Origin of the sequence: Actinosynnema pretiosum, from assembly GCF_024171695.1 — a bacterium.
GTDB classification, from domain to species: Bacteria; Actinomycetota; Actinomycetes; order Mycobacteriales; family Pseudonocardiaceae; genus Actinosynnema; species Actinosynnema pretiosum.
The window spans coordinates 151,333-174,009 of the sequence record NZ_JAMTCF010000018.1 but is presented as its reverse complement, the minus strand read 5'-3'; the positions used below and the strand labels follow the sequence as shown (position 1 = coordinate 174,009).

The window sequence follows — 22,677 nt, the reverse complement described above, 5'->3', positions numbered from 1 at the left end:
GTCGGAAGGCCTCTGACCAGCGGGAGCCAGTGTCAGCGCGGCGGTTGATGTCCGGCCAAGAGGCCTTTGGCTGGCGGGAGCCAGCACCAGCGAGATGGTTGGCCTTTGGCTGGCAGGAACCAGCGCCAACGCTGCTGCTGGCGTTCGGCCAGAGGCGCTTTGGCGCTTGCAGGTTGCCCTGGAGCGGCGTGGGGTGGTCACGCTGCCTCCGGGGTTAGTTGGGACTCCACGATCTCCAGGTACGTCGGGCACGTTTCCAGCAGTTCGGCGTGGGTGCCCACGCCCACCACGGCGCCGTTCTCCAGGACCACGATGCGGTCCGCGTCGACCACCGTCGACACGCGTTGGGCCACCACGATCACGACCGACTCCCTCGTCCTGGGGCGCAGGGCGGCTCGGAGGCGGGCGTCGGTGGCCAGGTCCAGGGCCGAGAAGGCGTCGTCGAAGAGGTACACGCCCGGCTTGCGCACCAGGGCCCGCGCGATCGACAGGCGTTGGCGCTGACCGCCGGACACGTTCGTGCCGCCCTGGGCGATCGGGGCCTCCAGACCGCCCTCCATCGCCTCCACGAAGCCCCGCGCCTGCGCGACGTCGAGGGCCTCCCACAGCTCCTCGTCGGTGGCCTCGGGGTTGCCGTAGCGCAGGTTGCTGGCGACCGTGCCCGAGAACAGGTACGCCCGCTGCGGCACCAGGCCGATCACCCCGCCGAGCGCCTCCGCGCCCGCCTCGCGCACGTCGACGCCGCTCACCAGCACCTCGCCGCCGGTGACGTCGATCAGCCTGGGCACCAGCGACAGCAGCGTCGTCTTGCCCGCGCCGGTGCTGCCGATGATCGCCGTGGTCTGACCTGCCTCGGCGCGGAACGAGATGTCGCGCAGCACCGGGTCGGTCGCGCCGGGGTAGCGGAACTCGGCCGAGCGGAACTCCACCGACGCCGGACCGGGCAGCGCCGTCACCGGGTCGGCGGCCGGGACCACCGAGCTGTCGGTGCCGAGGACCTCCATGATGCGCTCGGCGCACACCGCCGCGCGCGGGATCATCATCGCCATGAAGGTGGCCATCATGACCGACATCAGGATCTGCATCAGGTAGCTCAGGAACGCGGTCAGCGCGCCGATCTGGATCTCGCCGGTGTCGATCCTGGCCGCGCCGAACCACAGCACGGCCGCGCCGGACCCGTTCAGCACCAGCATCACGATCGGGAACACCAGCGCCATCAGCGCGCCCGCCCGCAGCGCCGTGCGGCTCAGGTCGGCGTTGGCCTTGGCGAAGCGCTCGGTCTCGTGCCGCTCGCGCACGAACGCGCGGACCACGCGGATGCCCGCGAGCTGCTCGCGCAGCACCCGGTTGACCTCGTCGACGCCCTCCTGCATGAGCCGGAACTGCGGCACCATGCGGCGGCCGATCAGGATCAGCGAGACCGCCAGCGCGGGCACGCACACCACCAGCAGCCAGGACAGCCCCGCGTCCTCCCGCAGCGCCATGACGATGCCCGCCACGCAGGTGATCGGCGCGGACACCAGCAGGGTGCACACCATCACGACCAGCACCTGGACCTGCTGCACGTCGTTGGTGTTGCGGGTGATCAGCGAGGACGGGCCGAACTCGGCGACCTCGCGGGCCGAGAACGAGCCGACCCGGTGGAACACCTCCGACCGGACGTCCCGGCCGAAGCTCATGGCGGTGCGCGCGCCGAAGTACACGGCGCCCACCGAACAGGCGATCTGGACCAGCGAGACCAGCAGCATCCAGCCGCCGGTCGTCATGATGTAGCCGTTGTCCCCCTTGGCGATCCCGAAGTCGATGATGTCGGCGTTGAGGCTGGGCAGGTACAGCGAGGCGATCGTGCCGATGAGCTGGAGGACCAGCACGGCGGTCAGTTCTCGCCGGTACGGCCTCAGGTGGCCGCGGAGCAAGCGGATGAGCACGGACTCCCCCATAGGAAACTCTTCGTGTCTAATTGGACGGTAGACCCGGTGGTTAAGAAACGCAACGTATCTAAAGGGGTAATGTGACCGAGGCGAAGACGCGGCGCCGCGGCGAAGAGCTGGAGCGGGCCATCCTCGACGCGGTCTGGGACGAGCTGGACGAGGTCGGCTACGACCGGCTCACCATCGACGGCGTGGCCGCTCGCGCCAGGACCAGTAAACCGGTGATCTACCGGAGGTGGCCGAGCCGGGCGGAGATGGTGCTCGCGGCGTGGCTCAAGCGCGCCCCGAGCTGGCCGGGGCCGGAGGACCAGGGCGATCTGCGGACGGACCTGCTGGCCCTGTTCAGCGGGATCGCCGGGCAGTCCGGGCTGTGCTCCGGGGGCGGTGAGGACGCGAGCGGGACCGGCATGGCGTGGGAGGCCTTCCACAACCCGGAGGTGATCGTGCTGGTCAGCGACAAGCTGCTGTGCCCGTCGCCGCTGCGGCACGCGCTGGACGGGGTGGTCGAGCGCGCGGTCGACCGGGGTGAGCTGCCGCCCGTTGAGCTGCCCGAACGGGTGAAGCGGGTGCCGCTGGACCTGATCCGCTCCGAGTCGCTGACCCGCTGCGGGCCGCTGTCGCGGCGGGTGCTGGAGGAGCTGGTGGACGACGTGTTCCTGCCGCTGCTGCACGGGTTGGCGCAGCGGGGAGGGGCGCCGACCGGGTAGGCGGGGACCGGCGCCGCGCCGGTCAACCGCGCACCTCCAGCACCGCGAACCCGGTCTCGGAGGCGACCACCAGCAGCGGCACGCCACCGGTGGCGGCCGAGGCGGGCAGGGGGAGCAGGGCGGACGCCGCGCAGTCGAGCGCGAGCAAGAGGACCTCGCCCGACTCGTCCCGCAGCCGCACCAGGCCCTCGCCGGCATCGGCGTCGGCCAGCACGGTGCGGCCGTCGGGCGCGCGGAACCGCGCGGTGGGGCTGCTCCAGCTCGCGGGCGTCTCCAGCGCAGGCGCCCTCGGATCGACCAGCTCCCCGGTGCCGGGGTCCCACCGCCGCACGCCGTCCGGGCCCTCCACCGCCAGCAGGACGCGCCCGTCCGGCGCGGTGACCGGCTCCACTCGGTACGCCCACGTCGTCCGCTCCCACGACTCGCGGGTGACGTCCCACAACCGCACCATCTCGTCCTCACCGCCGGTGACCAGCGCGGTGCGGCCGTCCGGCAGGTCCACGGCGGTCACCAGGTGCGCCTCGTCGGCGTCCGCGCTCAGCAGCGGGCCGACCCGCTCCCCCGTGACCGGGTCCCACAGCCGCAGCTCGCCCAGACCGGCGATCCCGATGACCAGGCTCCGGTCCGCGCGGTGCAGCCAGCCCCGCAACCTGGCCCACCCCGCGTACCCGGTCGGGGGCCCGCCGACCCGCTCCCCGGTGACGGGGTCCCAGAGCAGCGCGGTCCCCCGCGCGGAACCGACGGCCAGCAGGACCCGCCCGCCCGCGACGCGGATCGCCTCCGGTCCCCACGGGACCTGCTCGGGAAGGTCGATCACCGGTCCGATCCACGTCCCGCCCGCCGGGTCCCACACGCGCAACCCGTGCCCGACCACGGTCACCGCGAGCGCGGTCCGCCCGTCCGGGAGCGGCACGGCCGTGAGCGAGCTGACGCGCACCCCGTCCGCGCTCGGCGTCGGCCAGCGCTCCTGCGGGTCCTCCGGGTTCCACAGGACCACCCGCCCGTCCGGCAGGCTCGCGGCGATCAGGGTCGGGCCACCGGGGAGCGGCACCGCGACCAGCTCGCGCGGATCGCGCACCTCGGCCGGGGCGGCGGCGACCTCCTCCACCAGGTCCAGGTCCCACAGCAGCAGCCGGTCGGCGCCGAGCTGACCGGTCGCGAGCAGGGTGCGGCCGTCCGGCAGCGGCACCGGGAGCAGCGGGACCTGCCTGCGCCGCCCGGTGTCCGCCGAGCCGACCTGCTCGCCGGTGGTGACGTCCCACAGCAGCAGCCCGTCCCCCTCGTCGCGCTCGCCGTGGGTCGCCAGCAGGGCGCGACCGCCCTGAACCGGAACGCCGAGCATCGCGTAGGGCTGGTGGTGCTCGACCGGGAGCTGGCCGCCCCACCGCTTCCAGTTCGCCCACCTCGTCCGCAACCCCCACGGCAGGTCCCCGGCCAGCGGCGGGTGGTCGGGGTGGGCCACGTCGTGGGTGAACGCGCGGGAGCGCGGCGGCAGGCAGGCCAGGAACGGCTCGACCACGGCCCAGCGCGCCAGCCCCGCCCGTTCGGGGTCGTCCGGGAGCGGGGTGCCCAGGCCCGCCCTGACCGCGCCGGAGGTGTCCCAGGGCAGGAACCGGGCTGGCACGTGCGCGTCGTCCAGCACGCCGCCGAGGGTCGCGTGCTCCACCAGCCGTCGCCGCAGGTAGGGGTGCGGCGGCTGGTCGGGGGCGGCGGGCAGCAGCGCCGGGAGGGCCTCGGCGACGCGTCGGTGGATTTGGGTGGGGTCGCTCAGGCCGTCGAGTAGCTCGGCGGCCACGTCGTCGGCGAGGCGGTGCACGACCGCGCCGTCCAGCAGGTCCTCGGCCAGGTGGTCGCCGAGCGCGGTCAGCACGTGCTCGACGGTGGCCTCGGCGACGGGTTCGCCCGCGACGGCGGTGGCGAGCGCGGCCCAGATCGGGCCTCGGGGGACGTCGCGGGTCAGCGCCGCCGCGCGCAGGACCGCCAGCAGCGCGGTCACCGGGTGCTCGGGCGTGGCCGTCGCGCGCAGGTCTCGGAGCAGCGCTCCCAGGCGGTCCGGGGCCGGTTCGGCTCGCACCAGCTCGGTGAAACCGGCGAACCGGCGCAGCAGGGGCAGCAGCTCGTCGTCGGCCCCGACGACCAGCTTGACCTCGGGACCGGTGAGGCGCAGCAGCGGGCCGACCACGTCCGCGGCGAGCCTGGCCGGGTCGGCCGCGTGGTGGAGGCCGTCGAGCACGACGGTCAGGCTCTCCCGGTCGGCGACGGTCGTGCGGACCTGCTCGCGCAGCGCGGGCAGCCGTCGTCCCGCGAGCAGCGCCCACACCGGGTTCCCGCCCAGCGCGAGGACCAGCCGCTCCACGACCTCGACGCTGGTCAGGCCGCGCACGCGCACGACCGCGTCCACCGGTCCGACGTCCCACGCGTGCAGCGCGGGCGCCCCGGTCACCACCAGCAGCCCGCGCCCCTCGCGCAGGAACCCGGCGACCCGACGGGCGACCGCGCCACCGTCGACCGCTCCCCCCGTCCTGGGCGCCACGGGGACGGGCGGTCTGACCAGCAAGCCCGATCTCACCCGTTCCAGGGACCCCTCGTCCCCGCCCCACGACGTCATCGCCGCACCCCCTCCGACGGCGGGAGCACCCGCCGTCGAAGATCATCCCGCGTCCCGCAACGGGTTATCAGCGGCCGGTCAGAGGCCCAGCGCCTCGGCGCTGACCTCCACGATCCGGTCCTGCGCGTTCGCCCGATCGGTGGAAGGTTCCCCGTCCCCCGGTTGCGGGCCGTAGTCGCCGAAGAAGGCGTGGACCGCGCCGGGCACCACCTCGTAGCGGGTGTCGGCGGGCAGCAGGGGGCGCTTGTCCAAGACGTCCTGCGGGGTGGTGAAGCCGTCGCGGTCGCCGCTGATCGAGGTGACGTCCAGGTCGCGGCCGGACAGGTCCTGCGACGGGTAGGACGCCCACAGCAGCAGGCCCCGCACCCGGTCGTCGTCCGCTGCCAGGCCGGACGCCGCGACGCCGCCCAGCGAGTGGCCCGCCGAGGTCCAGCGGGTGATCTCCGGGTGCCCGTCGAGCAGGTCGCCCGCCGAGGCGAGCAGCGCGAAGTCCAGCGGGGCCTTGACCACGACCACCAGCGCGCCCCGCTCGGCCACGCGGGAGAGCAGCGGCAGGTAGGCGCGGGCGTCCACGCGGGCGCCCTGGAAGAACACCAGTCCCTCGGTCGGGGTCCCCCGGTCGGGGCGCAGTTCGATCGAGTCCCAGCGGTCCACGACCTGGACGCCGGTCGCAGGCGGGGTGTCGTCGGCGGGGAACGGGCGCAGCCACACCAGCGGGACCACCAGGACCAGCGGCAGCGCGAGCCAGCGGTAGCGGACCGGCCCGACCAGCCCCAGCAGCCCCGCCGCGCCCACCACGAGGAGCAGGACGAGGTAGGCGGGGTGCGCGGACAGCACGCTGCCCCACCTCGTCGCGAGCACCCACACCGCCACCGCCGCGCACGCGCCGGGGACGACCCAGCGGGCAACCTTCTTGAGCACGCCGCAACTACACCATCCGGGTGAACGACCCGGTCGTGCGGGGTGCTTCGCGGTTCGGGGACCTGACCGCTCCGGCACGTCCCCGAACCGCGGGTGGTCAGGACACGATGCCGTACGGCCTCGACCGCAGGTGGGGCAGCAGGTCGGGCGGGCGGCGGGCCAGCAGGGCGGCCTCGTAGACGGTCTCGCGGGCGAGCGCGACCGGACGGCCGCAGCTGAGCAGCGTGGCCTGGCAGCGCAGCGCCGGGACGTCGTCGGCCAGGTCGGGCAGCGGGTCCTCCAGGTCCGGGTCGGGGTCGTCGCTCGGCCCGGTGACGGACCAGGCGTAGTGGGTGACCCGCCGCACGTCGCTGAGCAGCGTCCCCAGCGGCGCGTACCCGTTCGCGAGCTCGGTGCGGCGGGGCGCGTCCAGGTGGAGCGCGGGCTGGTGCAGCAGCGCGGTCACCGCGGCCAGCCTCGGCCCGGACGGCCCGAGGTAGGGCACCAGGTAGCCCTCGCGCCGGGTGACCGGCGTGCCCTCGGGGAGCCCGCCGAGCAGCCTGCCCTGGCGCGCGGTGAGGTGGTGGACGCGGTCGGCGAGCCGGGGCTCGCGGCGCACCCCGTAGCCGACCCACAGCGACAGCACCCTGGTGAACGGCAGCGGAACCTCGCGCAGGAACCGGGCCATCGTCTCGGCCCGGTCACCGACCTCGTCGGGACGGGGGATGGGAGCGGGATGGATCATCGGGGCCCCTTCCGGTCGGGCCGCGCAGGTCGTTGCGCGGTCCGGGTGGGCGGCGGGGGCAGGCGTCGACCCCTAGCTCGCCCACTACCAAGGTGCACCGAAGGTCACCGAAAAGCCCCACCTGTGCCACGGATGCCACGCGGTTGGGTCGGACCGGCGCAACGGCGGTCCTCCGGCGGCGCGGGCGGCGTGGGCCGATCGAGTGGCGGGCGGGCGACGCGCTCACCCCGCCCGCGCGGACCATCCCCCTGGCAGGTGGTCGACGTGCGCCCGGACGGGTCCGGGCGCACGTCGGGACCAGCGGCCATCATGCCGCACCCGCTCCCCGCTCGGGGGAGGGTTCCGCCGAGCCCGCTCAGTCCCCCGTGCTGAGCGCGAACACCTTCACGTTCGGGTTTGCGCCCAGGACCACAGACGTGGTGCGGGTGTCCGGGTCCAGGGGGACGGTCACGTGCCACAGGCGCACGGTCCGGCCGTCCGACGTGCCGTCGGTCCGGTAGCGGGTGGGCGCGGTGGCCGCCACCCGTTCGGCGAACTTCGGGGCGGGGGCGGCCCAGTCGGTCAGGGACAGCGGGGTGGTGGTCGTGGCGCCGTCCGCGCGTTCGGCCGTCACGGTCAGGTGCTGGTCGCCGTTGACCGCCGCGACCAGCAGGTCCAGGGACGTGCGGGCGCCTCCTGGCAGGTGCAGGCGTTGGCCTCGGGCTGAGGTGAGGTTGCGGGTGGTCCCGGTCGTGTCGGGGATGGTGAAGCCGGTGCCGTTCAGGGTGTGCGGGCCGGGGGTGGGCAGGTGTTCCGCGGGGAAGCTCCAGCCCTTGCCGTCCAGGTCGCCCTGGTGCTTGGCGTCCGCGGTGGCCGTGCCGTCGACGTCGCGCTGGGCGGTCAGGTCGTGGGCGCACCAGCCGTTCACCGGGGTGCAGGGGGCGGGCAGGTTCGGGATCGGGGTCGGGGCCGGGGTGACGTGGTCCACGGGCAGGTCGCGGGCGCCCCAGGCGGGGTTCGGGGTGGGGGCCACGTCGAGGGTGACTGCTCCCCCGTGGCGGACCACGGACTCCGGCAGCCAGGAGCGGTCGTGCGGGCGGCCGTTGAGCTTCGCGCCTCGGACGTAGGTGTTCTCCGGCGCGGCGTTCGGGGCGGTGATGGTGATGTCCGGTGCGCCGTCGCGGCGCAGGACGGCTTTCGGGAACAGCGGGCTGGACAGGAGCAGTTCGGCGCGGCTCGGGGTTTGCGGGTAGATGCCGAGCGCGGCGAACGCGTACCAGGCGGACATCGTGCCCAGGTCGTCGTTGCCGGGCAGGCCGCCGGGGCCGGTGCCGTAGACCAGGGACGTCATGGCGCGCACGGTCTCCTGCGTCTTCCACGGCGCGCCCAGCGCGTTGTACAGCCACGGGGTGTGGATGCCCGGCTCGTTGGTCGGGTCGTAGCGCAGGCCGTCGCCGCCGGTGGCCCACGAGCCGTCGGGGCGGTGGAAGAAGGCGTCCAGCCTGGCGATCGCGCGGTCCCTGCCGCCCATCGCGGCGGCCAGGCCGGACACGTCCTGCGGGACCATCCAGGTGTAGGTGGAGCTGGTGCCCTGGGCGAAGCCGAGGTCGGAGGACGGGCTGAACGGCCACGTCCAGGCGCCGTCGGCGGCGCGCGCCTGCTGGTAGCCGCTGTCGCCCGCCGACGGGTTGAAGGTGTTGCGCCACCAGCTCGCCCTGGGCAGCAGGGCGGCGCGCACGTCGGCGCGGCCCAGCTTCCCGGCCCAGTCCGCGAGGGCCGCGTCGGCGACGGCGGCCTCCAGGGTCTCGGCCGCGCCGCCCCAGCAGTGGCAGGTGTCCTGCGGGGCGTAGCCCAGGCGCAGGTGCTCGGCCAGGTTCGGGCGCTGGCCCTCGCACTGGCCGGGGCAGCCCTTGTCGGACAGGCCGTCCGGGTGCGGGGTGGTGGCCTGCCGCACCAGGGAGTCGAACGCGCCGCGCACGTCGAAGTCCTCGGCCCCCATGGCGTGCATCCCGGCGAGGGCGGGTGCGGACGGGTCGCCGGTCATCACGTGGGTGGGGCCGTTGACGTGCACCCAGCGGTCCCAGACGCCGCCGTTCTGCTTGGCGAGGTTGAACAGGGACTGGGCGTAGTCGGAGGCGACCTCCGGTTCCAGCAGGGCGAGGAGCTGGGTGTGGGCGCGGTACTGGTCCCAGCCGGAGAAGTTGCCGTACTGGGCGCGCTGGCCGCGTTCGAGGCGGTGGATCTTCCGGTCCGAGCCGAGGTAGGTGCCCGCCACGTCGCTGGTGACGTTCGGTTGCAGGAAAGCGTGGTACAGCGCGGTGTGGAAGGTGGTGCGCAGGTCGTCGCTCCCGCCGGAGACCTCGACCGCGCGGAGTTGGCGGTTCCACTCGCGGCGGGCGTCGGCCGCGACGCGGTCGGTGGTGGCGTCGCGGCCGATCTCGTGGTCGAGGTTGCGGCGGGCGGCTTCCGCGCTGGTGTAGGAGATGCCGACGCGCACCCGCACGTCGGTGTCGGCGGTGGTGTCGAAGGTGACGTAGCCGCCGGAGCCCCGGCCCTGGCGGGCGGCGCCGGTCTCGTAGCCCTCGCCGCCGGACGCGGTGGTGGCTCCGGGGTTCAGGGTCCCGTCGCGCCAGGTGCCGGTCCCGGCGAAGGGGCGGTCGAACGCGGCGGTGAAGTGCAGGCGGTAGTAGGTCTTCTTGTTGTTGGCGCCACCGTTCGCGCGGCGACCGCAGAACGCGCCGGTGAGGACCGAGCCGGAGACGGTGCGGGCGGCCGGGTCGATGGTGATCTCGGCGTCCTCGCTGCCGTTGAGCGAGTTCGAGGCGCGGAACAGGAGCGCGGCCGGTTTCCCCTGGGGGAAGGCGAAGTCGCCGATGCCCGCGCGGGTGGTGACGGCCAGGTCGGCGGACGCGCCGGAGGCGAGCGCGACGGTGTAGCGGCCGGGGGTGGCGGTCTCGTCCTCGTGCCGGAAGTCGCTGGCGTAGACCTGGTCGCGCACGTCGGCGGTGGGCGAGGAGGTCACCTCGCCGACGAACGGCATGATCGGCACGTCGCCCGCCGCGCCGGGGTGGCAGCCCGCGCCGTTGACGTGGGTGAGGCTGAAGCCGCGCACGCGGGTCGCGTGGTACGAGTAGCCGTTGGCGGCGGCGGTGTTGGTCTGGTCGCCCGAGGTGCTGGTGGGGCTCCAGGAGATCATCCCGAACGGGCGGACCGCGCCGGGGTAGGTGTTGCCGCCGTTCGCCGAGCCGATCAGCGGGTCGACGTGGGCGACCGGGTCGGTGACCGGTCGTGGTCGCGCCGCGAGGGCTTGGGGTGTGGCCACCAGTCCTGAGGCGAGCACGAGGCCCACCAGTCCCACCGCGAACGCGCGCACGCGACACCGCCCTTTCCCGCCGGACCCGGACACGCCTCGGGTCTACCGGGCGTCCCTGGGCGCGGGGAAGCGCGCGACGGGGTTTCTGTCCACCGGACAGGGACTTGCGGGAGCGATTCCACGTCCGTGCCACCGGGTGTTCACCCCGCTTGCCGCCGAAGGCCCGCTGGGGCTAGTCTCACGCCCGTGACTGCCGGGTCGGCCGCTTCTGGCCACTACCGAGACGGGCTCCCGGCCCAGGCTTGATCGCCGGGCGGGCCCGAGGTCCGCCACGTCCGGGTTCTCCCCCTCGCACGACCACGCACGGGTTCCGCGCGCCCTCTGTGACGTCCGCGCGCCGATTTCCGCTGCCTGGTCGGCTCTTCACGGCGCCTGAGCGCCGTCCCACTCGCGTCCTCGCCACCGGTCCGCGCTGACCGGTCGCCGCGACGCGCCCTGTGAACCACCTCCCACCGAGGCACGCCCGACGCCGCCGGTGTCCTCGGCCTGCCCGGAAAACCCTGGAGAGACCCCATGACCGATGCCTTCAAGCAGTTCAACCAGCAGGTGATCGACGAGTTCCGGGCCAACGCCGGGCGCGTCGGCGGCATGTTCGAGGGCGGCAGGCTGCTGCTGCTCACCACCACCGGCGCGCGCACCGGCGCCAAGCACACCAACCCCGTCGGCTACCTGCCGGACGTGGAGCGGGTGCTGGTGATCGCGTCGGCGGGCGGGGCGCCCAAGCACCCCGACTGGTACCTGAACCTGGTGGCCAACCCCAGGGTGACCGTGGAGAACGGGGTCTTCACCTACGAGGCGGACGCGGAGGTGCTGCGCGGCGAGGAGCGGGCGCGGATGTTCGCGCGCGCCGTCGAGGCCGATCCGGGGTGGGGCGCGTACCAGGAGAAGACGACGCGGGTGCTGCCGGTGGTGGCGCTCAACCCGGTGCCGGGGCCGCCGACGCCGAACGAGAAGTCGATGAGCGGCGCGCTGCTGGCCGTGCACGACGCGTTCCGGCGCGAGTTGGCGTTGGTGCGCAAGGAGATCCGGGCTTCGGGCGGGACGCTCGGCGCGCAGTTGCGGGTGAACTGCCTGACCGTGTGCGCCGGGCTGCACAACCACCACACCGGTGAGGACCTGATGCTGTTCCCGCACCTGCGGAACCGGTACCCGGAGATGGAGCCGGTGATGGACCGGTTGGCGCGCGAGCACGAGGCGATCGCGGCGCTGCTGGCGCGGCTCAAGGAGGTGCTCGCGGGCGGGGGCGCCGGGGTGGCGGACGAGGTGGACCGGCTCGCGGAGGAGCTGGAGGCGCACCTGCGGTACGAGGAGGAGAACCTGATCCCGTTGCTGGGGTGAGGTTTCCCGCCGTCCCGCCGGGTGGTCCGGCGGGACGGCGGGAGGCGGGTCACTCCTCGTCGAAGCCGCCCGCGAAGTCCTCGCCCTCGTCCTCGAACGAGTCGCCGACCTCGTCGATGACCTCGTTGAGGATCATGCCGCCGACGACGCCCGCCGCGACACCGCCGACGACCGCGCCCATGCCGGGACCGCGACGCTCCTGGTGGTGGTGCTGGTCGTAGCCGTAGGCGGGCTGGCCGCCGTAACCCGGCTGACCCCCGTAGCCGGGCTGGCCGTACGCGGGCTGGCCGTAGCCGGGCTGCGCGCCGTAACCCGGCTGGGCGCCGTAACCGGGCTGGCCGAAGCCGCCGGGCTGGCCGCCGAACGCGGGGTTGCCGCCGAACGCCGGGTTCGCGCCGTAGCCGGGCTGCCCGCCGAACGCGCCGTGGCCGCCGCGCTCGACCACCTGGGTCAGCCACTGGCCGACGGCCGAGGCCCAGTCGGTGTGCATGGCGTCGTTGTGGGACACGTGGAAGCGCCCGAAGGCGTCGCCACCGGAGCTGAACATGCCACCGCGCTTGTCGGCCTCCAGGACCACGACCAGCTCGTGCGGGTTGGCCACGAAGGTCAGCTCGACCTCGTTGACCCGGCCCGCGAACTGCTGCGGCGGGAAGAACTCCAGCTCCTGGTAGAAGCCGAGCTCCTGGTTGACGCCGTGGATGCGGCCCGCCTCGACGTCCGCCTTGCGGAACTGGAAGCCGAGCTGGCCGAACGCCTGGAGCACGCGGTCCTGCGAGGGCAGCGGGGAGATCAGCACCGGGTCGAGGTCGCCCTTGTCGGGCGCGCCCGCGATGACCAGCTCGGTGCGCACGCCGACGGACACGCCGGGCAGCGGCGCGCCGCCGACGGCGGTGATCGGGGTCTCCCACGGCACCGGGATCTGGAACGGCACGGAGAGCGGCTGGTTCGCGGCCACGCGGACGTTGTGGGCGACCGCGACGCGCAGGAACTCGGCGACGCCCGCGTACTCGTCGTCGTGCCGCTCGACCTCGACGCGGGTCACCAGGGACAGCACGACCTGGTCGATGACCGCCTCCGAGCTGCCGCCCTGGATGCGCACCTGGCCGCTGATCAGCTGGCCGGGCGCGGCGTGCGGGGAGTCCAGCACGGTGTCGACCGACGGGCCGCCGACGCCGAAGGCGCTCAGCATCCGCTTGAACATCAGGATTTCCTCCGTTGGGAAGGACGGGGTGGGGGTCGTGCCGTGGTGCGGTCGTGCTGCGGTGACCACGCAAATCGGTCGAGACGGGCACTGAGCGTGACAGTAGCACGTGACACTGTATGGTTTGCGTGTTGATTGCCGTGGGCACGGGCGGAAGGTGGTGTGGCGCGGTGGCCGAGGCGTTGATCAGGATCGGCGAGCTGGCGGCGAAGGCCGGCGTGAGTCCTCGGACCGTCGACCACTACACGAACCTGGGGCTGCTGGCGCCCGCCGGGCGGTCCGGGGGGAACTACCGGCTGTACCGGGAGCAGGACGCGGACGTGATCGGGTTGGTGAAGGAGCTGGAGGCGGGCGGGCTGCCGCTGGAGGAGATCGCGAAGGCGATGACCTCCGGGGAGGCGGACGTGACGGGGGCGCTGGAGCGGATCGGGGCGGACCTGGACCTGCTGAAGGGGGCGGCGGACGCGGCGGCGCCGGAGTTGCAGGGGTTGTTGGCGGTGATCGCGGGGCGGGTGCAGTCGTTGATCACGATCGCGCTCCAGATCCCACCGGATCTGCTGCTGCCGTGAGCTGAGGACAGCGCTTTTCCCGCATTCCGCATTTGTGCTGCTCGCCTTTCTCGTCGCGCGCCTAGGCTGCCGAACCAGCGAAGTCGCGATGACGGGGAAATTCCCGAACCGACTTCCGGTGGCCTGGCGACGAACCCGGAGAGGGAACAGCACATGGCATCACCCGGCGGTTTCTGGTCGTACGTCCACGCGGACGACGACGCGGAGAACAAGCGCATCACCCGGCTCGCGAAGGACGTGGGCGCCCAGTACGAGATGATCACCGGGGACGCGATCGACCTGTTCCTCGACCGGGAGAAGCTGAACTGGGGCGACGACTGGAAGTCCAGGATCGACGACAACCTGTCGACCGTCGCCTTCTTCATCCCCATCCTGACCCCGCGCTACTTCCTCAGCAAGGAGTGCCGCCGGGAGCTGAGCTTCTTCGCCAATCGCGCGACGGAACTGGGGATCAGGGAGCTCGTCCTGCCGATCCTCTACGTCGACGTCCCGACCCTCACGCTCAAGGACGATTCCAACTCGGACCCCTTGATCGACCTGACCGGCACCTTCAACTGGGTGAGGTGGACGGAACTGCGGTTCGCCGATCCGGGCTCCTCCGAGTACCGGAGCGCCGTGGCGGGCCTGGCGAGCCGCCTGGCGCAGGCGATCGCCACCACCGAGTCCGCCGAACCGGTCGTCCTGCCGGGGAGGAAGCAGGAGAGCCCCGAGGAGGACACCCCCGGTTTCTGGGACCTGGTGGCCGGTTCGGAGACCGCGATGCCCGAGTGGGCGGAGACGGTGACCGCGCTCGGGGAGCAGATGACCGCCGTCGGGGAGCTGACCCAGCGCGCGAGCGAGGAGTTGCAGGCGGCGAACGAGCGGGGCGAGGGGGCCACCGCGCGCTTGGTCGTCTTCGCCAGGCTCGCCGAGGAGCTGGCCGAGCCGTCGATCGCGGTGGAGGCGCTGGCGGGCAGGTTCAGCAGCCTCCTGCTGGACATCGACTCCGGCATGAACGCCATCCTCGACCGGATCCCCGAGGAGCTGGAGAACCGCACCACGAAGCCCGAGGAGGTGGAGACCTTCTTCAGCGGCATCAGGATGCTCACCGGCAGCAGCGAGGAGGGGCTCGGGGCCCTGGAGAAGCTGGTGGCGCTCATGCAGCCGGTGGAGAGCGGGTCCCGCAACCTGCGGCCCGTGATGCGCAGGCTCCGCAAGGCGCTGACCATCGTCGCCGAGGGACGGGACGTCATGCGCGCCTGGGCGCACCGGATCGAGGAGATCGACGGCCCCCGGAACACGGCCGCCTGACCCCGTCGGGTCGAGCGGGAGCTGCGCGCGCCACCGGGGAGCGCACCGGTGGGGCGCCGCCTCAGAACTCCACCCGGTACCACTCGAACCCCGCCTCCCACCCGTCCTCCCCCGCCGCGAACGCCTCGAACGCGCGCGTCACCCGCGCCAGGTCCGGCAGCTCGCACCGGTGGTGCCGGTCAGCCGAGCCCGATCTGCGCTCCAGCGCGTAGCTCGCCCCGCCCTCCGCGGACTCCCCGTACCCCACCTGCACGTAGTCCTGCTCCGCGCGCTCCAGGATCGCGTAGTACCTGCTCCGCGACAGGCTCCCCAGCGCCGCCGCGATGCGCTCCGCGTCCGGGTTCTCGACGCGGGTCCCGTCGGACAGCGACAGCGCGACCCACGGGTGCAGCACCTGCCGCTCCTGCGGGTCGAAGCACACCAGCCCGTGCCGCCGCGCCAGCTCCCGCACCACCGCGTGCACCCGCGCGCTCTGCGACCAGCGGACCGACATCACGACCACGCCGCCGCGCGCGCTCGGCTCCTGCGCCCACGGCGTCACCCCCGCCGCGAACGCGGTCCCCAGCTCCTCCAGGAACCCCTTCAGCTCCGGTTCCACGGCACCGGCCAGTGACCGCGCCGCGAGGTCCCGGTACCTCTCCAGCGCGGCCTCGGCGGTGATCGGCGCGCTCTCCCGCCACGCCGCCAGGTCGAAGCCCACGGTCACCGATGCTAGTGACGCCCGACCCGGCGCGGGGCGGCGAAACGCCGGGTCGGGGGACGAGTCCCGCGCGCTAGTACTGGCCGTCGATCAGCCACTGGCCGTTCGACTGGACCAGGGTGAAGGTGTTCGTCTCGCGCGAGCCGCCGTTGTAGACCACGGTCGCGCGCACCTGGTTCGGGCCGACGACCTGCACGTCGGTCAGCGACACCGAGCTGATCGTCTGCCAGAACCCGGCGTACCCCTGGTAGGTGCCCGCGCGCCCCGCCTTGAAGTTGTCCGTCAGCCTCGCGTACCCGGCCTCGGTGTTGCCCGGCAACAGCGAGTAGTAGTCGCGCAGCCCCTGGTCCACCGGCGCGGTCTGCGGCGGGGGCGGTTGCTCCTGGGTGCTCGTCTGCGTCGACGGCGCGGGCGAGCTGGAGGCGGGCGGGGACGACGGGGCGTCGCTGGTCGGCTTCTCCTCGCCAGTGCCGGGCTGCTGGCCGCCGGGCTGCTCGCCACCGGTGATCTCGGTGGTGACCGTGGTCTGCGGGGGCGGGGTGGCCGCCTGGTCGTCCTGGCCGGACTGGTTCACCAGGTAGGTGACCAGGGTGGCGATGACGAGCGTGGCCAGCGCGAGCGCCACGATCGGCAGCACCTTGCGACCGCCGCCCTCCTCCTCGGGCTCGTCGGGCTGGGTGCGGTACTGGGGGCGGGGCGGCACGTACGGGGTGGGCGGCGCCGGGGTGAACGCCGTCGCGGGCTCGTCCACGACGGTCGGGGGGTGGCGCTGCTCCGGTTCCGCCGCGCGCTCCGGCTCCGGCGGGACGCCGAGGTCGTCGACCTTGGTCGGCTGCGGGGTGGACTGGGCGATGTCGGCGGCGGCGGCGACCGCGGCCGCCCCCGCTGCCGCTCCTGCGGCGGCCTCGGCGGGCAGCGCCTCCACGGCGGGCTCGGCGATCACCGTCGTCCCGGCGGGCGCGGCGACGATCGCCGTCGGCGAGGAGTCCGGCCGCACCTCGCGCAGCAGCCGCACCGCCTCGGTCATCGTCGGCCTGGTCGCCGGGTCCACGTCCAGCAGCCGGTTCAGCACCGGCGCGAGCGGGCCCGCGTGCTCGGGCTGCGCGTACTTGCCCTCGGCGACCCGGTGCAGCATCGCGATCGTGTTGGCGTCCGTGCCGAACGGCGGCTCGCCCTCGACGGCCGCGTACAGCGTCGCCCCCAGCCCGTACACGTCCGCCGGGAACTCGGCCCGCCCGCCGCGCGCCACCTCGGGCGAGAGGTACGCGGGCGTCCCGATCAGCAGCCCGGACGCGGTCATCGTGACCTCGTCGGCCGCGCGCGAGGTGCCGAAGTCGGTGATCTTGACCGTGCCGAACTCGGTCACCAGCACGTTGCCCGGCTTCACGTCGCGGTGCACCACACCGGCGTGGTGGGCGGCGACGAGACCGGCGGCGAGCTGGATGCCCAGCCGCACCGTCTCGTCGGCGGGCAGCCTGCCGCGCTCGGACAGCAGCGCCGCCAGGCTCTTGGACGGCAGGTACTCCATGATCAGCCACGGCCGGTCGTCGTGCTCGACCACGTCGTAGAGGGCGATCACGTTCGGGTGCTGGAGCCGTGCGGCGATCCTGCCCTCGCGGATCGCCCGCTCGGTGTAGGCCTCGTCGAACGCGATTCCGGGGCGCAGTTCCTTGACGGCGACTACGCGGTGCAACCGCTGGTCCTGGGCGCGCCAGACCACGCCCATGCCACCTGCGCCGATCCGCTCCGTCAACCGGTAGCGATCTGCGATCGTGCGGTCCTCCACGGTGCTCCTCACGTCTGCGCACACGTTCAACAAAGGGTGTACCCCACCAGGAGGTACGGCGAACGCGCTTGATATCACCGATAGTGATTTCATCTCTCGGCGGGGTGTGCGCGCAACTCCCCTGGTGACCCCTCGTCCACTGTGGACCTCCGGACGTGCGCGACGCCTCAAGGTCAACGTGCGCCGCCCCCGAGGGGATCGCGTAACGTCGCTACCGATCAGTTGTCAGCGCAACAAGCAGGGAGGGGCGGTACATGCCGCACCGCGTCCGTGGCGTCGTCGCCAAGGCCAAGGGCCAGCCGGTGACCGTGGAGACGATCATCATCCCCGACCCCGGTCCGGGTGAGGTCGTCGTCAAGGTGCAGACCTGCGGGGTCTGCCACACCGACCTGCACTACCGCGAGGGCGGCATCAACGACGAGTTCCCGTTCCTGCTCGGCCACGAGGCCGCGGGAATCGTGGAGGAGGTCGGCGAGGGCGTCACCGACCTCGTGCCCGGCGACTTCGTCGTCCTCAACTGGCGCGCGGTGTGCGGCTCGTGCCGCGCGTGCGCCAAGGGCAAGCCGCAGTACTGCTTCAACACGCACAACGCCGCCCAGCCGATGACGCTGGAGGACGGCACCCCGCTGACCAACGCGCTGGGGATCGGCGCCTTCGCCGAGAAGACCCTGGTGCACGGCGGCCAGTGCACGAAGGTCGACCCGTCGGCCTCCCCCGCCGCCGTCGGCCTGCTCGGCTGCGGCGTCATGGCGGGCATCGGCGCGGCGATCAACACCGGCAACGTCAGCCGGGGCGACACGGTCGCGGTCATCGGCTGCGGCGGCGTCGGCAACGCGGCCATCATGGGCGCGAAGCTGGCGGGCGCGTCGAAGGTCATCGCCGTCGACGTGGACGCGGCCAAGCTGGAGTGGGCGCGCGGGTTCGGCGCGACGGACGTGGTGAACAGCCGCGAGACCGACGCCGTGGAGGCCATCCAGGCGCTCACCGGCGGGTTCGGCGCGGACGTGGTGATCGACGCGGTGGGCCGCCCGGAGACCTGGAAGCAGGCGTTCTACGCCCGCGACCTGGCCGGGACCGTGGTCCTGGTGGGCGTGCCGACGCCGGAGATGACGCTGGAGCTGCCGTTCATCGACGTGTTCTCGCGCGGCGGGGCGCTCAAGTCCTCCTGGTACGGCGACTGCCTGCCCTCGCGCGACTTCCCGATGCTGGTGGACCTGTACCAGCAGGGCAGGCTCGACCTGGACGCGTTCGTCACCGAGACGATCGCGCTGGACGGCGTCGAGGCCGCGTTCGACAAGATGCACGGCGGCCAGGTGCTGCGCTCGGTGGTCCAGCTGTGACCGCGCGCGTCGACCACGCCACCTCGTCCGGGACGTTCTCGCTGGACGGGCAGACCTTCGAGGTCGAGAACAACATCTGGGTCGTCGGCGACGACAGCGAGTGCGTGGTGATCGACGCGCCGCACGCGGTGGAGCCGATCCTGGAGCTGATCGGCGACCGGCGGGTGGTGGCGATCCTGGCCACGCACGCGCACGACGACCACGTCCGGGTGGCGCCCGCGCTGTCCGAGGCGACCAAGGCCCCGGTGTGGCTGCACCCGGCGGACCTGCCGGTGTGGGAGCTGACGCACGGTGAGCGCCGCCCGGACGGGGAGCTCTCGGACGGGCAGCGGATCACGGTCGGGGGCACCGAGCTGGTGGTGCTGCACACGCCCGGTCACGCGCCGGGGGCGGTGTGCTTCCACGCGCCGGAGCTGGGCGTGGTGTTCACCGGGGACACGCTGTTCCGGGGCGGGCCCGGCGCGACGGGGCGGTCGTTCAGCGACTTCCCGACGATCGTGCGCTCGATCGAGGAGCGGCTGCTGTCGCTGCCCGAGGACACGGTGGTGCACACCGGGCACGGGGACAGCACGAAGATCGGCGACGAGAGCCCGCACCTGGGCGACTGGATCACCAGGGGGCACTAGGGCGTGTTTCAGATGTGGCGTAGCCAGATGTTGATGGCGGCGGTGTCGATGGTGGCCTGGTAGCGGACGGCGAGTTTGTCGTACCGGGTGGCCACCGCGCGGTGCTGCTTGAGCAGGTTGATGCCGCACTCGACGACGTGGCGCTGCTTGTAGATCTCCCTGTCGATCGCCGGTGGCCGTCCACCCGCAGAGCCTTTGGCCTTGCGGTGGGCGGCCTGGTCGCGGGGTTGGTCAATGGTCGCCTTGATCCCGCGATGCCGTAGGTAGGCGCGGTTGGCCTTGGAACTGTAGGCCTTGTCGGCCAGAACCCGGTCGGGTCGGGTCCGCGGACGTCCATCGCCGAGTCGGGGCACCCGGATGCCCTCGATCACCGGGACGAACTGTGGGCTGTCACCCCGTTGTCCGGCGGTGACCAGCAGCGACAACGGCCGTCGTCCCTGCTCGCAGGCCAAGTGCAGCTTGCTGGTCCACCCGCCCCGGGAACGGCCCAGCCCATGGTCCTCGGGCTCCGCCCCGCCCGCGTCGGTGTCGGGCGGGTCGATCTGCAGATCCCCCTTTTACGCGCACCCGCCGCGTGCTGATGCGCCCGCATGACCGTGGAATCCACGCCCACGTCCCACACGATCAGCCCGGCGGCGTCGGCCTGGGCCTGCAACGCGGTCAGGACCCCCTGCCAGACGCCGAGCCGCTGCCAGCGGCGGAACAACCCGTAGACGGTCTGCCAGGGCCCGTAGTCGGGCGGGACGTCCCGCCACGGGGCACCGACGCGCACCCGCCACCGGATACCATCGATCAACTGCCGCTTGCTCCACTTCGGCGGGCGGCCCGGCTTAACACCGACGGGCAGCAGAGGTTGCAGCATCGCCCACTGCGCGTCGGTCAGGTCGGCCCGCCCCGCTGCCACTACGCTGGCCACGAGGTCTCCGGTACTGCAGGTTTGCCTGGTCGCTAACCCACCTACCGGAGACCTCGCCACATTCCGGCACCGACACACCGCCGGTCACCTCACCTTTGAAACACGCCCTAGTCCCCGGTTCTCCCGTGGAACGGGCCGGGGCGGTCCAGGATCTCCTGGACCGCCCCGGCCTTCCGCTTTCCAGGGGTGAGCGCACCAGCCACTTCTGGTTCGCCCCGCCGTTGCACGGGTACGCGCCGACCTTGGTCGTGGCGCTGCCCCTCGGGTACTCCTGGTCCAGGCAGTGCCCCGTGGCCACGTTGACCAGCGTCGCGGCCTCGTCGACCCGCTCGTCGTGCACGACCCGCCAGCGCTGGTTCGCCCCGCCGTTGCACGGGTGGGCGCCCACGACGGTGGTCGCCACGCCCGCCGGGTGCTCCTGGTCGGCGCAGTGCCGGGTGCGCTCGTTCTTCAGGACGACCACGTCCGCACCGCCGTCCGTGGACTCCCAGCGCTGGTTCGCGCCGCCGTTGCAGTGGTGCGAGCCGATGACCTTGGTCGCCGTGCCGGTCGGGTGCTCCTGGTCCAGGCACCACCCGCTCGCCGCGTTGGTCAGCACGGGGTTGGTCCTGCCATCGCCTTCGGCGAGGCCGAAGCCGGGGGACCACTCGCCGTCGTCGCCGGTGAAGACGTGCGGCAGGGTGGCCGGGCCGAAGAGGGACCACGTGAAGTCGGAGTCCTGGTCCACCGGGTCCGCATTGGTGCGCGCGTTCGGCTTCGTCAGCTTGCGCCCGGCGGGCGGTGGGGACGCGTAGACCGTGTAGACCCCTGCGGGGAGGCCCTCGATGACGTTGGCGGGGCCGAGCGGCGCGGTGGCGCTGTAGACCGGCCTGCCCGTGTCGTCGATGCCCTGGACATGAAAGCCGTGGTCGAGCTTCTCGCTCTCCCCGGTCAGGATGCCGTCGCCGTCGGAGTCGAACACGGCGTTGACCGAGATGTTGTTGCCCAGCTGCGGGAACAGCAGTGGGGGCGCGACGGGGGCGTCGGCGGTCAGCTCGACCGTCTGGACGATCGGTCCCAGCGACCGCATCCCGATCTGGGCGGCCAGCACGGAGAAGGTGCCATGCGGCAAGCCGGAGAAGTTGAACTCCCCGTACCGGTTGGTCTGCGCGTGCCGGAACTGACCGGTCTCCTCCGACAGGATCGAGATCTCGATGTACGCCCTGGGCCGCTCCGCCGGGTAGTGTGGTCCCTCGCCGAGCAGGTCGACCCGGCCGTCGCGGTTCCGGTCGATCCAGACCGTGCCGCTGATCCTGCCGTCGGCCTGCGCCTGCGCGGGAATCGCCGCGACGCCCGCGCACACCAGCGCCGCCGAGAGGACGGCGAAGGTCTTCCGTGCCACCGCCATCAGCGCACCAGCCACTTCTGGTTCGCCCCGCCGTTGCACGGGTACGCGCCGACCTTGGTCGTGGCGCTGCCCCTCGGGTACTCCTGGTCGAGGCAGTGCCCTGTCGCCACGTTGACCAGCGTCGCGGCCTCGTCGACCCGCTCGTCGTGCACGACCCGCCAGAACTCCTCGTTCCCGCCACCGCACGGGTAGGCGACCACGGCGTTGGGCTGCCCCTGGTCGACGCAGTGCCCGGTGCGCTCGTTGGCCAGCTTGACCACGTCCGGCCCCGCCCAGTCGAGCACCCAGCGCTGGTTGTCGCCGCTGTTGCAGTGGTGCGCGCCGACGACCTCGGTCGCGCTGCCGGTCGGGTGCTCCTGGTCGAGGCACCAACCGCTGGCCGCGTTGGTCAGCACGGGGTTGGTCTCGCCTTGGCCCTCGGTCACGCCGAAGCCGGGGGTCCACACTTCGTCGTCGCCGGTGAAGACGTGCGGCAGGGTGGTCGGGCCGTAGTAGGACTGCACGAAGTCGGAGTCCTGGTCCACCGGGTCCGCGTTGGTGCGCACGTTCGGCTTCGTCAGCTTGGTCCCGGCGGGCGGGGTGTAGGAGTAGACCGTGTAGACCCCGGCGGGGAGGCCCTCGATGACGTTGGCGGGGCCGAGGGTCACGGTGTCGCCGTAGGACGGCTTGCCCTCGACGTCGCGGCCCCTGACGTAGAAGGTCTGGTTGAGCTTGCCGCGCTCGTCGGTCAGGATCCCGTCGCCGTTGGAGTCGACCACGGCGTTGACCACGATGTTGTTGCCCAGCTGCGGGAACATCAGCGGGACCGCCGCAGGGGCGGCTGCGGTCAGCTCGACCTGCCGGGTGACCGGGCCGAGGGACCGCATCCCGACCGCGTCCGCCGACACGTCGAACACGCCCTGCGGCAGGCCGGTGAAGTGGAACTCACCGTACGGGTTGGTCTGCGCCGTCCAGCGCTGACCGGTCTCCCGCGCCACTACCTCGACCTCGGTGTACGACCTGAGCCGCTCCGTCACGTAGCGCGGCCCCTCGCCGACCCGGTTGACCTGCCCGTCCCCGTCCCGGTCGATCCAGACCGTTCCGGTGATCACGCCGGTGGCCTCCTGCGCCTGCGCGGGCAGCGTCGCGACACCCGCTCCGACCAGGGCCGCCGCGAGGACCGCGCCTGTCTTCAACGCTGCTGACACGTTCTTCCCCCAGTGTTGTCGGCGGGGCGGCCCCGCCGGTGCGCAGGGAGCATATGCAGCGAAGATCAAATCCAGAAGCCGATTACCGCGCGGA

General features: G+C 72.9%; 16 protein-coding genes and 1 pseudogene. 6 read left to right on the top strand and 11 right to left on the bottom strand.

Going from position 1 to position 22,677, the window contains the following annotated elements:
• Positions 1-197: 197 nt before the first annotated feature.
• Entirely contained in the window at positions 198-1,928 is a 1,731-nt protein-coding gene (locus LV78_RS31410) for an ABC transporter ATP-binding protein (RefSeq protein ID WP_253849676.1), read from the bottom strand.
• Positions 1,929-2,011: 83 nt separating this feature from the next.
• On the opposite strand from LV78_RS31410, the gene LV78_RS31405 reads away from it, so the two are divergent.
• Positions 2,012-2,638 carry a TetR/AcrR family transcriptional regulator gene (locus LV78_RS31405; RefSeq protein ID WP_253849644.1) on the top strand — a complete coding sequence of 209 codons (627 nt, stop codon included), beginning with the start codon at positions 2,012-2,014 and terminating at the stop codon, positions 2,636-2,638.
• 22 nt (positions 2,639-2,660) lie between these two features.
• Here LV78_RS31405 and LV78_RS31400 read toward each other — a convergent pair whose 3' ends face one another.
• From LV78_RS31400 to LV78_RS31385, 4 genes are all read right to left on the bottom strand, one after another.
• A complete protein-coding gene (locus LV78_RS31400) occupies positions 2,661-5,195 on the bottom strand; it encodes a WD40 repeat domain-containing protein (RefSeq protein ID WP_253849643.1) in 2,535 nt (844 codons plus the stop codon).
• Positions 5,196-5,324: 129 nt separating this feature from the next.
• On the bottom strand, positions 5,325-6,167 hold the full coding sequence (locus tag LV78_RS41835; protein ID WP_253849642.1) for an alpha/beta hydrolase: 843 nt from the start codon (positions 6,165-6,167) through the stop codon (positions 5,325-5,327).
• 97 nt (positions 6,168-6,264) lie between these two features.
• A complete protein-coding gene (locus tag LV78_RS31390; RefSeq protein ID WP_253849641.1) occupies positions 6,265-6,891 on the bottom strand; it encodes a hypothetical protein in 627 nt (208 codons plus the stop codon).
• 355 nt (positions 6,892-7,246) lie between these two features.
• Complete coding sequence (locus LV78_RS31385) at positions 7,247-10,243, bottom strand: GH92 family glycosyl hydrolase (RefSeq protein WP_253849640.1); 2,997 nt, start codon at positions 10,241-10,243, stop codon at positions 7,247-7,249.
• Between the two features lie 513 nt (positions 10,244-10,756).
• On the opposite strand from LV78_RS31385, the gene LV78_RS31380 reads away from it, so the two are divergent.
• Positions 10,757-11,581 (top strand): nitroreductase/quinone reductase family protein, encoded by an 825-nt coding sequence (locus tag LV78_RS31380; protein WP_253849639.1) that lies wholly within the window; start codon positions 10,757-10,759, stop codon positions 11,579-11,581.
• Between the two features lie 49 nt (positions 11,582-11,630).
• Here LV78_RS31380 and LV78_RS31375 read toward each other — a convergent pair whose 3' ends face one another.
• Positions 11,631-12,782 carry a sporulation protein gene (locus LV78_RS31375; RefSeq protein ID WP_253849638.1) on the bottom strand — a complete coding sequence of 384 codons (1,152 nt, stop codon included), beginning with the start codon at positions 12,780-12,782 and terminating at the stop codon, positions 11,631-11,633.
• Between the two features lie 170 nt (positions 12,783-12,952).
• On the opposite strand from LV78_RS31375, the gene LV78_RS31370 reads away from it, so the two are divergent.
• Entirely contained in the window at positions 12,953-13,351 is a 399-nt protein-coding gene (locus LV78_RS31370; protein ID WP_253849637.1) for a MerR family transcriptional regulator, read from the top strand.
• Between the two features lie 153 nt (positions 13,352-13,504).
• Positions 13,505-14,641: a toll/interleukin-1 receptor domain-containing protein gene (locus LV78_RS31365; protein WP_253849636.1), complete on the top strand. Its 1,137-nt coding sequence runs from the start codon at positions 13,505-13,507 to the stop codon at positions 14,639-14,641.
• A 61-nt stretch (positions 14,642-14,702) separates the two neighbouring features.
• Here the strand turns inward: LV78_RS31365 and LV78_RS31360 are convergent, their stop codons facing one another.
• Entirely contained in the window at positions 14,703-15,341 is a 639-nt protein-coding gene (locus LV78_RS31360) for a hypothetical protein (protein WP_253849635.1), read from the bottom strand.
• A gap of 73 nt (positions 15,342-15,414) precedes the next feature.
• Entirely contained in the window at positions 15,415-17,127 is a 1,713-nt protein-coding gene (locus LV78_RS31355; protein WP_253849634.1) for a serine/threonine-protein kinase, read from the bottom strand.
• Positions 17,128-17,381: 254 nt separating this feature from the next.
• Here LV78_RS31355 and LV78_RS31350 point away from each other — a divergent pair, with 254 nt between their 5' ends.
• Entirely contained in the window at positions 17,382-18,467 is a 1,086-nt protein-coding gene (locus tag LV78_RS31350; RefSeq protein ID WP_253849633.1) for an S-(hydroxymethyl)mycothiol dehydrogenase, read from the top strand.
• Complete coding sequence (locus LV78_RS31345; protein WP_253849632.1) at positions 18,464-19,093, top strand: MBL fold metallo-hydrolase; 630 nt, start codon at positions 18,464-18,466, stop codon at positions 19,091-19,093. Before LV78_RS31350 ends, LV78_RS31345 begins: the two co-directional genes overlap by 4 nt.
• An 8-nt stretch (positions 19,094-19,101) precedes the next feature.
• Here LV78_RS31345 and LV78_RS31340 read toward each other — a convergent pair.
• From LV78_RS31340 to LV78_RS31330, 3 genes and pseudogenes are all read right to left on the bottom strand, one after another.
• Positions 19,102-19,955: pseudogene (locus LV78_RS31340) on the bottom strand (IS5 family transposase).
• On the bottom strand, positions 19,924-21,396 hold the full coding sequence (locus tag LV78_RS31335) for an RICIN domain-containing protein (RefSeq protein ID WP_253849631.1): 1,473 nt from the start codon (positions 21,394-21,396) through the stop codon (positions 19,924-19,926). The pseudogene LV78_RS31340 and the gene LV78_RS31335 overlap by 32 nt, the downstream one beginning before the upstream one ends.
• Positions 21,396-22,583, bottom strand: coding sequence for an RICIN domain-containing protein (locus LV78_RS31330; protein WP_253849630.1), 1,188 nt, complete (start codon positions 22,581-22,583; stop codon positions 21,396-21,398). The genes LV78_RS31335 and LV78_RS31330 overlap by 1 nt, the downstream gene beginning before the upstream one ends.
• Between the last annotated feature and the right edge of the window lie 94 nt (positions 22,584-22,677).

Coding starts and splice junctions, on each gene's coding strand:
- LV78_RS31390 (WP_253849641.1), bottom strand. CDS start 6,891: ATGATCCATCCCGCTCCCATCCCCCGTCCCGACGAGGTCGGTGACCGG.
- LV78_RS31375 (WP_253849638.1), bottom strand. CDS start 12,782: ATGTTCAAGCGGATGCTGAGCGCCTTCGGCGTCGGCGGCCCGTCGGTC.
- LV78_RS31335 (WP_253849631.1), bottom strand. CDS start 21,396: ATGGCGGTGGCACGGAAGACCTTCGCCGTCCTCTCGGCGGCGCTGGTG.
- LV78_RS31350 (WP_253849633.1), top strand. CDS start 17,382: ATGCCGCACCGCGTCCGTGGCGTCGTCGCCAAGGCCAAGGGCCAGCCG.
- LV78_RS31380 (WP_253849639.1), top strand. CDS start 10,757: ATGACCGATGCCTTCAAGCAGTTCAACCAGCAGGTGATCGACGAGTTC.
- LV78_RS31365 (WP_253849636.1), top strand. CDS start 13,505: ATGGCATCACCCGGCGGTTTCTGGTCGTACGTCCACGCGGACGACGAC.